The following is a 13,665-nucleotide window of genomic DNA, read 5'->3' on the forward strand; positions in this document are numbered from 1 at the left end:
ACCTGAAACCTGAAACCTGAAACCTGAAACCTGAAACCTGAAACCTGAAACCTGACACTTCCCCTCACCAACATACTTTTTCAGCAAACCCTAATTATAGGTGTCTGAGCGGTTACAATAGCTATGGCTGATTTCTTTTTATAATAAATGTCTAATTATCGCATGACTTATCCCTTAGCTGGACAAACTATTTTAATTACTAGGGCAATGGGCGCTGCTTCGGAGTTTCGGCATTTGCTAGAGGCGAAGGGCGCTGTTGTTTTAGAGTTACCAGCTTTAGTGATTAAACCTCCTTCTAGTTGGGTAGAGTTAGATCAGGCAATTATTGATATAAATAACTTTGATTGGTTAATTCTTACCAGTGCCAATGGCGTTAATTATTTTTGGCAGAGGTGGGAAAAATACGGCAAAACTAAAGAAGATTTACAACATCTCAAGATTGCGGTGGTAGGTAAAAAAACCGCCCAAGTTTTGAGTAATTATGGTGTGGAAGCGGATTTTATTCCCCCTGATTTTGTGGCAGATGCCATGGTGACAAATTTTCCTGATGCCTTAGTAGGATGTAAAATGCTATTCCCTAGGGTGGAAACAGGAGGACGAGAAATATTAGTACAAGAGTTCTCTCAAGAAGGGGCTTGGGTGCTAGAAGTACCAGCTTATCAGTCAGGATGTCCTGATGATATTGATTCTACGGTATTATCAGCACTGGAAAATGGTATCGTTGATATTATTACCTTTGCTAGTTCTAAAACAGTGGGTAATTTTTATGATTTACTGGTAAGGGCGGAGGGCGCTGATACGGCACAATCTTTATTAGAATCTGTCGCCCTTGCTTCTATTGGACCACAAACTTCTCAAACTTGTCAAGAGTTATTCCAAAGAGTGGATGTGGAAGCGTCTGAATATACGTTATCTGGTTTGGGGCGGGCGCTGGAAAATTTTGTGTCGAAAAGATAGGTGGAGGGCGCTGAATAATCATACTACAAGTCTAAAAAAGGCCTAAAAATTACCTTTTTACCTTGAAGCTCGCCTATTTTAATTTTTTTAGCAAACGGTAAATTTCTAATACGATAACTATTGTCTTTGATCACAATAATTGCCCCAACTTGCAAAACATCTTGATGTTTTTGTAAAATGGGGTTTAATTTACTCAAAACATAATCAGGATTGGCTTTTTCTAACCGAAAAATAATCACACTGGGTAACGTATCACCGCTAAATGCTAATAATTCACCGAAATCTAAATCAAAAGTTAGAATAACTCTGTTTTCTGCTTTTGCCTTAATGACAATATCGCTATCTGCCAGTTTCTGTAAACTTTGATCTCTAAGATGTATAGCATCATAACCATTATTGCGTAGGTTATTAATGACAGTTTGAGAAACGCCCATATCCCCTAGAAATTTCATGCTACTTTTTCTTCCTCATAATAATAAATTTTTTCATCCGCCAATAATGAAGCATATTTTAAAGAGGCTTGTATGTCTTCCAATTCTAAATCAGGATATTCTCTTAAAATTTCTTCAATAGTCATATCACTGGCTAACAATTTTAAGACTAAGGTTACAGTAATGCGCATCCCTCGGATACACGCCCTTCCTCCCATGATTTCTGGGTTAAAAGTGATTCTTTCTAAAATAACTTTAGTTTTTTCCATTACTTTAGTTTTTTCCATTTTTCCATCCTACTTTGCTAAACTATACCTTCTCATTCTAGCTAATTGAAGTCTGCTAAATAAATTATATCAAGTTCGGATAATCTGTTACAAACACATTATATCTTCGCTGTTTCCCCACCGTGTAATGAATTACACGGAACCAACAGTATCACGTTCAATAAATTGAACTAAAATTATTTTAATTGATTGATAAGTGATCAAACGAACTTGATACTAGACAATACAATACAATTATCAAAAGTTTAGGCACATACCCCCCTGAGATGGTAACGCCTCACCATTGTCAATTTACCTTCATGATTGGACTTTTTCAGCAAACCCTAAATAGCCTTTCACGCAAAATGATATGATGAAGAATTATATAGAAATATAGAAGAACTTATAAAAATAGAGTATGTTTAAGAAAATATTTGGCGATCCCAACGCGCGCAAACTAAAAAAAATACAACCCCTCATCGCTGATATTAATATCCTCGAAGAAGATATGCAAAAGCTCACAGATGACGAAATGAGGGCAAAAACAGCCTCTTTCAAGGAAATGTTAGCCAAAGCCAAAAACAAAGAAGAAAGAGACGATTTACTTGATGAAATTTTACCAGAAGCCTTCGCTTTAGTCAGAGAAGCAGGGGTAAGAGTATTAGGAATGCGCCATTATGACGTGCAAATGTTAGGAGGAATTGTTTTACACACTGGACAAATTGCCGAGATGAAAACGGGGGAAGGTAAAACCCTTGTGGCTACTTTACCAGCTTATCTTAATGGTTTAACTGGTAAAGGGGTTCATGTTGTCACTGTTAACGACTATCTCGCGCGCCGTGATGCGGAATGGATGGGACAAATTCACCGCTTTCTAGGTTTAGAAGTGGGTTTGATTCAAAGTGGTATGGATTCTCCTGAAAGAAGAAAAAATTATCTCGCTGATATAACTTATGCCACGAATAGTGAGTTAGGTTTTGATTACCTACGGGATAATATGGCGACTTCCATTGAAGAAGTGGTCCAGCGCCCTCCCAACTACTCTATCATTGACGAGGTGGATTCTATTTTAGTGGACGAAGCGCGCACCCCGTTAATCATTTCTGGGCAGGTAGATCGCCCCATGGAAAAATATCAACAGGCAGCCCAAATCGCTCAAATCCTTACTAGACAAAAGGAAGACGGAGACGGAGGCCATTACGAAGTGGATGAAAAAGCCAAAAGTGTCTTATTAACCGATGAAGGTTTTGCCAAAGCTGAGGAATTATTAGGGGTTGAGGATTTATACGATCAACAAAACCCTTGGGCGCATTATATCTTCAACGCTATTAAGGCTAAGGAATTATTTGCCCGTGACGTTAACTACATCGTGCGTAATAATGAAGTGGTGATTGTGGATGAGTTTACGGGAAGGGTATTACAAGGGAGAAGATGGAGTGACGGTTTGCATCAGGCCATGGAAGCCAAAGAAGGGGTAGAAATCCAACGAGAAACCCAAACCCTCGCTAGTATAACCTATCAAAACTTTTTCCTACTGTACGAAAAATTATCGGGTATGACAGGCACGGCAAAAACAGAGGAAACGGAATTTGAGAAGGTTTATAACCTCCAAGTTACCATTATCCCCACCAATCGCCCTAATGATCGTCATGATTTACCCGATGTAGTCTATAAAAATGAGGTGGCTAAATGGAAAGCGGTAGCGGAGGAGTGCGCTGAAATGCACGAAACTGGTCGCCCTGTCTTAGTTGGTACTACAAGCGTAGAGAAATCAGAATTATTATCTCATTTATTAAAAGAAAGAAAAATCCCCCATAATCTCCTCAATGCGCGCCCCGAAAACGTGGAGAGGGAATCAGAAATTGTCGCTCAGGCCGGGCGCAAGGGCGCTGTAACTATTGCTACTAACATGGCGGGAAGGGGTACAGATATTATTCTTGGCGGTAACTCTGACTACATGGCGCGCCTCAAAATTCGAGAATATTTAATGCCTCAAATCGTGCGCCCAGAGGATGATAGTTTGATGGTTAACGTGGCTGGAATTGACATGGCAAAGCGCCCTTCACCCCAAGGATTTAGCGGTAACGGTAAAGGTAAAAAAGGCAAAACATGGAAACCTAGTTCTGATATTTTCCCTTGTGAATTATCCCCCGAAACAGAACAGGCGCTGAAAGATGTTGTTAAAATGGCAGTGGATAGCTATGGCTTACAAACCCTCTCGGAATTAGATGCTGAGGAAAAGATCGCTGTGGCGGCTGAAAAAGCGCCCGTCACCGATCCTGTTATCCTAAAAATGAGAGAAGTATATCAAATGATTCGTCGTGAATACGAAAACCTCACCAGTACAGAACATGATATGGTAATCGATAAGGGTGGTTTACACGTCATCGGTACAGAAAGACACGAATCACGGCGTATAGACAACCAATTAAGAGGTAGAGCCGGAAGACAGGGCGATCCGGGTTCAACACGCTTCTTCTTGAGCTTAGAGGACAATTTACTGCGGATTTTCGGCGGTGATCGAGTGGCTGGGTTGATGAATGCTTTTCGAGTGGAAGAAGATATGCCCATCGAATCAGGGATGTTAACTCGTTCGTTGGAGGGCGCTCAGAAAAAGGTCGAAACCTTCTATTATGATGCTCGTAAGAGCGTTTTTGAGTATGACGAAGTGATGAATAATCAACGGCGCGCCATCTATGCCGAAAGGCGACGGGTGTTAGAAGGGCGCGATTTGAAAGACCAAGTTATTCAATATGCTGAAAAAACTATGGATGAAATTGTCGATGCTTACGTCAATCCAGACTTACCCCCCGATGAGTGGAATTTAGAGGCATTAGTCGATAAAGCCAAAGAATTTATTTATCTCTTACAAGATATTACTGTCAAGGATTTGGAAGATATGACGGCATCGGAGATGAAAGCCTTTTTACGAGAAGAAGTCCACAAGGCTTATGATTTAAAAGAACATCAAATCGAACAAATGCAACCCGGTTTAATGCGTCAAGTGGAAAGATTTTTCATTTTGCAACAAATCGATATGTTGTGGCGTGAACATTTACAAAATATGGATGGTTTGCGCGAAGCAGTGGGATTGCGGGGTTATGGGCAAAAAGACCCTCTAGTTGAATATAAGCAGGAAGGTTATGAGATGTTTTTGGAATTGATGATCGATATTCGCCGTAATGTGGTGTACAATCTCTTTCAATTTCAACCCCAAGCACAACCCCAAGCAGTTTAAAAGGGCAAAGGTTAAATAAAGGTGTCAGGTATCAGGTGTTAGGTATTAGGTGAAAGAATTGACAAAAAATATATCTTAATTGATTTTTTCGGTTAAATTTTTTTCTCGAATCATATCATCGTCTGAAAATTACACCTGCAACCTGAAACCTGAAACCTGCCCTTATCAGGCATTCTTGCACCTAAATGACTATAAAATAAAATAAAACAATATCAACTGAATAAAAATGGACGGATTAAAATTTTTTCAACAAAGCGCCGGAGAGTGGAAATCCCAGCGCACGACACACCATCTCCCTTTTCGTCGTGCAGAAAGTGGCGAATCAGAAATTAAGGTAAAAAATCTTGATAAAAACGATGCCAAAATTGCTGAAATCTGTGATATGCACCAATTTGATCCAGAATTATCCGTAGGTGGTTCTTTTGTCAGTTGGGAGGGCGCTATGGCATGGGATAAAGAAGACGAAAATCATCAAGGGGAAACGGTTTTTGCCCTCATTCCCGAAGCGGATAACCCCCGTCAAGGTAAGTTATTGAGAGAGAGAGGCTACGCTGAAATTGTCCCCGTAGCAGGGGAATATTACTTGGATGATGAAGACGCTTTAATTTTAACCACTGAATACGAAACCATGACTATTTATGAGCGTTTTTGGTTTGTGAATGAAGACGTAAGACTCAGAACCAGCACAGTACAAAGATTTGGCGGTTTTAATACCGCTACTTTTTGCATTGAAACGAGGGAAAAACCAGCGCCCTCCACCCCCACCAGTAAAGAATTATTATTGGATACCCCTGCCATTACAGGGTGGTAGAATAGAAAATATATTATTGAAATTAATTTAACATTATCTATGGATACAGCAACTTTAATTGGTTTTAGCGTCGCTATTGCCCTTGTCGTCTTAACAGGATACTCCATTTATCTCGCTTTCGGACCTCCTTCCGCTGAACTTAGCGATCCTTTTGATGATCACGAAGACTAATAAATAATTGACCATGGATAATTAAGTTTTGCTGAATCAATCAGCAACATTACAGCGCATTTCAGATGAGCAAATCACGTTTTTTGTTTCTCGCAAAGGCGCTAAGACGCAAAGATAATCTTTGTGATAATCCGAAGTGTCTTTCAAGTAAATGAAGACCTTTGTAATTGATAAAGTTTAAGACAGATTATATTAAGTCCGTTGATTACTTACAAATTAGTAATATCAATATCTTAGTTCAATTTATTGAACGTGGTCTCGTTAGCCGTGTAATTCATTACACGGTGGGTAAATTACTGTTATTCATTGTCCATTGTCAGTTATTCTCGGATAAAATGCTTAAAAAAAATCATGATTTTGACTTATCAACTTATTTATTTTATACAGGAATTATCATAACCTTATTTTTCCTTATTATTGCCTTATCTGCTAACTTTTGGCAACATATCGGAGTAATAAAAGACCCCCTCGAATCTCTTGCTAACCCTATTCACCAAGCGCCCGATAGTCAATATTGGTGGGGAACTACAGGACAAGGTTATGATGTATTTAGTCGCACTATTTTTGGCACTCAAACAGCTTTTAAAGTAGTAATTTTAGCCACCAGTTTAAGTTTAATTATTGGTGTGCCTTTAGGATTAGTTAGCGGTTATTTTGGGGGAAATTTAGACAAGTTTTTGTTATTTATCATGGATACAATTTACACTTTACCCGGTTTATTATTATCCATAACTTTAGCTTTTGTGGTGGGTAGAGGCATTTTAAACGCTTCCATCGCTTTATCTATTTCTTATATTCCCCAATATTATCGAGTGGTGCGCAATCAAACTACCAGTGTGAAAAATGAATTATTTGTAGAGGCTGCCACGGCGACGGGCGCTGGTGAAGGGCGCATTTTAAGCAAATATATTTTTTTTAATGTCGTTCAAAGTATCCCCGTTTTATTTACTCTCAACACTGCTGATGCTATTCTAATCTTGGGAGGTTTAGGCTTTTTAGGTCTCGGTTTGCCCGATAATGTGCCAGAATGGGGTTATGATTTGCGCCTAGCCTTGGATGGATTACCCACAGGGATTTGGTGGACAGCATTTTTTCCCGGTTTTACCATGACATTAATGGTGACAGGTTTATCTTTATTAGGAGAGGGATTGACAAGAAATAAGTAGGTGGTGCTGAAAAAGTATTTTGGTGAGGGGATGTGGAATTTAGAATGTAGAATGTAGAATTTAGAATTTTTGACTGGGATGAAAAAAATACAGTATTTTTAGAGAAAAAAGTCAATTTATGACACTTTTTGTTATGTATAATAGACTTTAAACCTTTATTTGACAAGCGTTATGATTTATTCAGCAGACCCTAAGTAAAAAGTAAAAAAGCCATATTAAATGAGTAATAATTTTAATTTTCAAGTAGCTAATTTATCTCTAAATCTTCCTGATGAATGGTTAGAAAAATTGGATAAAATTGCCTTACAAAAAGAGCAAAATATAGAAGAGCTAGTAACGGATATTATTGGGCAATATTTAACCATTGATATTGAACCACTAAAAATAGAAGAAATACTACAAAAAAATAAAGCCGTTGAAGGGCGCTTGAAAGTATTGGAAAATAAAGTATTGGAAAATAAAGATCAACAAATTGAAAAAATAGTTAATCGTTTAAGTATTTTAGAAAAATTAGTTGCCTCACTGCAAATCAATAGAAGTCTTGCTCCTGTTCAATTTAGTCAGGATTATGATGAGATTGAAGATGAACCAGACGAAATTCTCACCGATTTTTTATTATAAGAAAGGCAGTCGTGAGAGCAAATTGACAATTGACCATGGACAATTATGAGGTTTTACTATCCTAGTGTAGTGTCTATAATCTTGTGGTTTAATTAACTTTTTTCTCTAAAAATACTGTATTTTTTTCATTCCAATCAAAAATTCTAAATTCTACATTCTACATTCTAAATTCTATATCCCCTCACCAAAATACTTTTTCATCAAACCCTAATTAAATATGGCAGTTATATTAAAAAACGTTAGCAAAATTTACAATCAAATTCCAGTAGTAAATGACCTTTCCTTTGAGATTAAATCAGGGGAAATATTCGGTTTATTAGGACCAAATGGTGCAGGAAAATCCACAACTATTAAAATGTTAATAACTCTCGCTAGTGCTAGTAGTGGTATTATTGAAGTGGCTGGGTATGATGTGAGCAAAAATCCCGAACAAGTTAAACGCAGTATTGGGGTAGTCTTACAACAAACTAGCGTAGATGGGGAGTTGACGGTATGGGAAAATTTGGAATTTCATGGCAGAATGCACCATATTCCTAACCCAGAAAGACAAGAATTAATCAATCGTTGGTTAGAATATGTGGAGTTGTCAGATCGGCGCCGTGATTTAGTCAAGACGTTATCAGGGGGCATGAAAAGACGTTTACAAATTGCACGGGCGCTATTACATAATCCACAAGTGTTATTTTTAGATGAACCTACCGTAGGATTAGACCCTCAAACTCGTCGTCGTTTGTGGGAAATTATCAAAGATTTAAACCGTCAAGGCATGACAATTTTATTAACTACTCATTATATGGAAGAAGTGGAGTTTTTGTGTCAGAGAGTTGGTATTATTGATGCTGGTCAGCTAATTGAATTGGGTACGGTGGAGCAGTTTAAGGAAAAATATGGTCAGGGAATTATGGTAAAGCAAAAGGGCGAACGCATTGATTATGAGTTTTTTCCGACTCTTCAGGATGCTAATGAATATGTTAATCATCTTCAAGATCGCACGGGTATTATGATTCGAGCGTCTAATTTAGAAGATATTTTCGTTAAACTTACTGGTCATCAACTTTAGTCTATGAATAGCAAAAAATCTCGCTTAATTCTTCCCCTCTCTACGTTGGTGTTATTGGCATCAGGGGTAATTGGAGCAACTTATTTAACTCCTCAGTTTGGTAAAATTTGGGATAAAGTGATCTTGCCTCGTTTTGAAGAAGCGCCCGAATACCGTTTAGATGCGCCCTCCGAAGTATTAGCATTAGCGCCCGACCCCCCAGCCGAAAGAAGAGCTAAATTAGCAGAAATTGCTTCTCGTCCAGATTCTAGCTTAGATAGGGCGCGCGCCCGTTATTTATTAGCCTCTGATTTAATTAACGAAGATTTTGACGGCGGTTTAGCTTGGACTTACTTAGAAAATTTAGAGCTACAGTATCCCATACTAGCGCCCTCCATCCTCTACAAACAGGGTCGAGCCTTTGAGTTGATGAATGATCGAACCCGAGGGGAAGAATTTTGGCAAAAATTAATTACTGAATATCCCACCTCCCCTATAACAGTAAATGCTTATTATAAATTAGGAGAAAATGACGAAAGTTATTGGCGCATTGCCATAGAATCTTTCCCTCAACATCCCCTCAGCCAAACCATGATGTATGAATTGTTGACAGATAATCCCGACCAAATGGATTTAATGTTAAAGTTGGTGCAACATGATATTACAGCAAAAAGTGATCCGATACGAGATCGTTTAGTGAGTGAATATGCCGAGAAATTAACCCCTTCTCAGTGGCAAATTATTGCCGATAGTTATTGGCGCCGAGGGCAATTTTTAAGTGGGGCGCAAAGTTATGTCAAAGCGCCCTCCACCGCCGAAAATCTCTATCGTATTGCCAGAGGTTATCAGGTGAGTGAGAAAAAAAATGAGGCAATTATCGGCTATGAAAATTTAATTAAACAATTTCCCGAAGCCACAGAAACAGGTTTAGGGCTAAGACGTTTAGCCACCCTCGTCAGTGGGGAAAAAGCCCTTAATTATCTCACTCAAGTGGATGAGCGTTTTCCAGCAGAAGCGCCCTCCGCCCTTAGTCAAAAAATCGTCCTCTTAAATAGTTTAGGCAGAGGTAATGAGGCGACGGGCGCTAGATCAGAATTACTACAAAAATATTCCAACTCCGATGAAGCTGGTGATTACCGTTGGCAAATCGCGCGCGATTTTGCTAGTAGAGGGGATACCGCTTCCGCATGGCAATGGGCGCAACAAATTGCCGTCAATAATCCTGATAGTAGCGTTGCCCCCAAAGCCTCTTTTTGGGTGGGCAAATGGGCGCGAGGATTAGGACAAACGGCAGAAGCAGAAAAAGCCTTTCAATATGTCTTAGAAAAACATCCTCACTCTTACTATGCTTGGCGTTCAGCCGTTAATTTAGGTCAAGATGTGGGAGATTTTACTACCATTAAAAACCGCTCATTTACCATCGAAACTCCGACGGCGCGCGCCATTCTTCCCGGCGGATCGACTATGTTTAAAGAACTTTATTTACTAGGGCAAGATGAAGACGCCAAAACCCTATTTCAAGCAGAAATAATCGATCCTGAAAATATTTCGGTGACAGAACAATTTTCCCAAGCCGTCTTATTGCAACTGGAAGGAAAATATCTGCAAAGCATTAGTATGATTTGGAATTTGAGCAACCGAGAAAAACCCGATGACTTGCGCCAATGGCACATTTTGCGTAGTAGTCCTGAATATTGGCAAGCATTATTTCCCCTACCATATAAAGAACAAATTGTCAAGTGGTCAACGGAAAGAAAATTAAACCCATTTTTAGTAACCGCATTGATACGTCAAGAGTCAAGATTTCAACCGTTAATTAAGTCGCCGGTGGGCGCTACGGGTTTGATGCAGGTAATGCCAGACACGGGGGAATGGATTGCACCACAAATCGGCTTGGCGGATTATTCTTTAACAGACCCTGATGATAGTATTAATTTAGGTACATGGTATTTAGATTATACCCATCGCACCTATGACAATAACTCCATGTTAGCCATTGCTAGTTATAATGCAGGTCCGGGTAATATTTCTAGTTGGTTACAAGAGTATGATATTTCTGATTTTGATCAGTTTGTGGAAAATATTCCTTTTCCTGAAACTAAAAATTATGTAGAGACAGTATTCGGCAATTATTGGAATTATGTCAATCTTTACAAGGATAATGGATAATTTACGCATCGATGATAAGTATCAAAACTTCATAATTCATAATTCCTACTTAATTGGGAGTTTTCGTTTTAAAATAAAGCTGAGTTCGAGATAAAATTTTCTGTACTGTAAGGGTGTCAGGTGTTAGGTATTAGGTGAAAGAATTGACAAAAAATATATCTTAATTGATTTTTTAGGTTCAATTTTTTCCTCGAATTATATCATCGTCTGAAAATTACACCTGAAACCCGCAACCTGAAACCTGCCCTTATCAGGTACTATTGCATCGAACTGAGGTTAAAATAAACTGAGAAATAATTAAATATTAAAATTATGAGCGAAGAAACCCAAAATAATAACCCAGCGCCCTCCGCCAAAACACCAGCAAAAAAAGCTAAACCACCGGCATTAGAAGATAAACCATTTACTGAATTTATCGAACAAGATTTTACCCCATCCCTAAAAACTGCCTTTGCAAACCAAGGTATTGCTGACATCGACATCGCCCTCAAAAAAGGCAAGATTCCCGTCTTGGGCTTAGAAAATAACCCGGAATGTTGGCAGGTGGTGGGCGCTTGGGGCGCGCGCAGTTTTGCCATTTATTTTTTAGATGAAGATATTAGTGGGCAAAAGGCTTTTAGTTGTACAGTAAATAGTCAAAAACCTAGTACATTAGAATCATTTATGATTGACGAAAGACGAGTTAACCTTGACTTAATGGTGTTATATACCTTACAGCGCCTCAACGGGCAGAAGTGGTTAACCATGAATTAGAAATGAGCAAGGGGTTTAAACCCCTTCTTCTCGTAATATCGGGCTTCTAGCCCGAATCTAGCTAGAGTCTGCTGAAAAAGTGGGATAGTGAAGACAAATTGATAATGATTGACTTCTCCAGACACACAGGCAAGATGCCTGCTTCACCGTGCAAAAATTCTAATTGTTGGAGATGTCTAATAATTAATATTCTCCCTTTCTCCCTCTGCTTCCCTTTCTTCCTCTGCTTCCCCTTCTCACTAACCCATCAAAAAAAGCGCCCTCCAACTAAACTAAGAATAAATGTGCTATAGTAATAATTGATGAAATAAAGTATCGGTTTCAAGATTTTGTTTAAGACATTCACGAATTTTTCGAGTTTTCCATTGGCAGTCTTTTCTCCGAGTTACGAATCATTGCAAAATAAATAAAACAAGGAGACTAGATTATGTCAATTTATGTAGGCAACTTATCCTATGACGTTACAGAAGCACATTTAACTTCTGCCTTCGCTGATTTTGGATCAGTGAAAAGAGTATACTTACCCACTGACAGAGAAACTGGACGCATGCGTGGTTTTGGTTTTGTGGAAATGGATACTGATGCAGAAGAAAATGCAGCCATCGAAGCCTTAGATGGTGCAGAATGGATGGGACGTGACATGAAGGTAAATAAAGCTAAACCCCGTGAAAACAACAACTCTTTTGGCGGTGGCAACAGCAGAGGAAACCGTTTTTCTCGCACTCGCTAATTAGCTTTTCACATTAATCAGAATCAGGGATGTAGCATGATGCTATGTCCCTTTTTTCATAGACATTGACTTTATTGGCTTTTTTTTTCGGTGGGGGCGATAAAGAACCTGAAAAGATTGAAAATAAAAGAGTGTAAAGGTGACACCTCTGGGAAAATAGAATCTGTTGCATAAAAATATTCTTGATGTCTAAAAAATGTTTCAACTCTCTAATAAGTTATCGTGCAAAATTAATTGACTGATATTACGCAAAAATAGAATTAATTGTTGGTGTCGCGGTGTTAGGTTAAAGAATTGACAAGAAACTTATGTTTATTGATCTTTTTGTTGTACAAAAGTCTATAGAGGAAAGGGTTTTAACGCTGAAACCTGCAACCTGAAACCTCCCTTAACTTAACATTTGAATCAGTGCGTAACGTCAGTTAATTGACTCGAATAATGGTTAAACCATCGCGCAGAGGTAATAATACCTTTTGTACTCGCCCTTCTTCTGCTACCATTTGATTAAAGTGATGAATAGCTTGACCATTTGCTGTACGCTGAGATTCTGGTAAATACGCTTGTCCTTGATATAAGGTGTTATCCACCACAATGACACTACCGCTATGGACTAAATTTTTGTTTAATAATAAGCGAAAATAATCTTGATATTCTTTCTTATTGGCATCAATAAATACTAAATCGAAATTTTTGCCATCCTCTGCGAGTTTCGTCATTGTATCGAGAGCTGGAGCCACTTTGACAGTGATTTTATGACCAGATGGAGACTCTTTAAAACAGTCTTGGGCAAATTTAGCGACATAATTATCAATTTCACAGGCGATAACTTGTCCATCATTGGGTAAGGCTTCAGCAATAGCTAAAGCCGAATAACCGGTAAACATTCCTATTTCAAGCACGTTTCTAGCGCCCGTCATCTTCACAAAAATTTGTAACATTTGCCCTTCAATATGTCCTGAAAGCATTTCCTGTTCTAATTTAAAAGCAGTTAAGCCCTCTTGATATAGTTTTGTCCAATCTGTCTGCGCTGTTTTTTCTGCTAGGTTAGCTAAGGCTTGGGATTGGGGGCTGGATACTTCACTCAAATAGGGGTTTAATCCTGATGCCAATTGATATACCTCTTCTAAATCTACTTTTAATTGAGAGGATTCCTCAGTATTCTTGACAGTTTCTAATATTCCCTCTAATTTTTCCACTAAAATGGCGAGGGGCGCTATGGGTTTCGGTTTTTCTATAGTCATGGGTTTTTTTGTGTTATTTAACTTGGAAGGGAGTAAGAATTAATTATCCATTGTCGGATTACTTTGCATTTT

General features: G+C 38.6%; 13 protein-coding genes. 10 read left to right on the top strand and 3 right to left on the bottom strand.

Annotated features, from left to right (window positions below):
* Nucleotides 1–147: 147 nt before the first annotated feature.
* On the top strand, nt 148–957 hold the full coding sequence (locus IGQ45_14725; protein MBF2058424.1) for a uroporphyrinogen-III synthase: 810 nt from the start codon (nt 148–150) through the stop codon (nt 955–957).
* 23 nt (nt 958–980) lie between these two features.
* Here the strand turns inward: IGQ45_14725 and IGQ45_14730 are convergent, their stop codons facing one another.
* The gene (locus IGQ45_14730; GenBank protein ID MBF2058425.1) at nt 981–1,409 is read right to left on the bottom strand and encodes a DUF5615 family PIN-like protein; all 429 of its coding nucleotides are present in this window, start codon (nt 1,407–1,409) and stop codon (nt 981–983) included.
* Nucleotides 1,406–1,657 (bottom strand): DUF433 domain-containing protein, encoded by a 252-nt coding sequence (locus tag IGQ45_14735; GenBank protein ID MBF2058426.1) that lies wholly within the window; start codon nt 1,655–1,657, stop codon nt 1,406–1,408. Before IGQ45_14735 ends, IGQ45_14730 begins: the two co-directional genes overlap by 4 nt.
* A gap of 415 nt (nt 1,658–2,072) precedes the next feature.
* On the opposite strand from IGQ45_14735, the gene secA reads away from it, so the two are divergent.
* The 9 genes from secA to IGQ45_14780 all read left to right on the top strand — a co-directional run bounded on the left by secA (nt 2,073) and on the right by IGQ45_14780 (nt 12,352).
* A complete protein-coding gene (secA, locus tag IGQ45_14740) occupies nt 2,073–4,892 on the top strand; it encodes a preprotein translocase subunit SecA (GenBank protein ID MBF2058427.1) in 2,820 nt (939 codons plus the stop codon).
* A 226-nt stretch (nt 4,893–5,118) separates the two neighbouring features.
* Complete coding sequence (locus IGQ45_14745; GenBank protein ID MBF2058428.1) at nt 5,119–5,703, top strand: phycobiliprotein lyase; 585 nt, start codon at nt 5,119–5,121, stop codon at nt 5,701–5,703.
* A 39-nt stretch (nt 5,704–5,742) separates the two neighbouring features.
* A complete protein-coding gene (gene psbN / locus IGQ45_14750) occupies nt 5,743–5,874 on the top strand; it encodes a photosystem II reaction center protein PsbN (GenBank protein MBF2058429.1) in 132 nt (43 codons plus the stop codon).
* Nucleotides 5,875–6,209: 335 nt separating this feature from the next.
* A complete protein-coding gene (locus IGQ45_14755; GenBank protein MBF2058430.1) occupies nt 6,210–7,040 on the top strand; it encodes an ABC transporter permease in 831 nt (276 codons plus the stop codon).
* A gap of 219 nt (nt 7,041–7,259) precedes the next feature.
* Nucleotides 7,260–7,661 carry a hypothetical protein gene (locus IGQ45_14760; protein MBF2058431.1) on the top strand — a complete coding sequence of 134 codons (402 nt, stop codon included), beginning with the start codon at nt 7,260–7,262 and terminating at the stop codon, nt 7,659–7,661.
* 217 nt (nt 7,662–7,878) lie between these two features.
* Nucleotides 7,879–8,721, top strand: coding sequence for an ABC transporter ATP-binding protein (locus IGQ45_14765; protein MBF2058432.1), 843 nt, complete (start codon nt 7,879–7,881; stop codon nt 8,719–8,721).
* Nucleotides 8,722–8,724: 3 nt separating this feature from the next.
* Nucleotides 8,725–10,869, top strand: a complete 2,145-nt coding sequence (locus IGQ45_14770) for a transglycosylase SLT domain-containing protein (protein MBF2058433.1) — start codon at nt 8,725–8,727, stop codon at nt 10,867–10,869.
* A gap of 312 nt (nt 10,870–11,181) precedes the next feature.
* Nucleotides 11,182–11,622: a DUF2996 domain-containing protein gene (locus IGQ45_14775; protein MBF2058434.1), complete on the top strand. Its 441-nt coding sequence runs from the start codon at nt 11,182–11,184 to the stop codon at nt 11,620–11,622.
* A gap of 427 nt (nt 11,623–12,049) precedes the next feature.
* On the top strand, nt 12,050–12,352 hold the full coding sequence (locus IGQ45_14780; GenBank protein MBF2058435.1) for an RNA-binding protein: 303 nt from the start codon (nt 12,050–12,052) through the stop codon (nt 12,350–12,352).
* Between the two features lie 422 nt (nt 12,353–12,774).
* Here the strand turns inward: IGQ45_14780 and IGQ45_14785 are convergent, their stop codons facing one another.
* Nucleotides 12,775–13,593 (bottom strand): class I SAM-dependent methyltransferase, encoded by an 819-nt coding sequence (locus tag IGQ45_14785; protein ID MBF2058436.1) that lies wholly within the window; start codon nt 13,591–13,593, stop codon nt 12,775–12,777.
* Nucleotides 13,594–13,665 lie beyond the last annotated feature (72 nt).

This window comes from Cyanobacterium sp. T60_A2020_053, assembly GCA_015272165.1.
Taxonomy (GTDB): domain Bacteria; phylum Cyanobacteriota; class Cyanobacteriia; order Cyanobacteriales; family Cyanobacteriaceae; genus Cyanobacterium.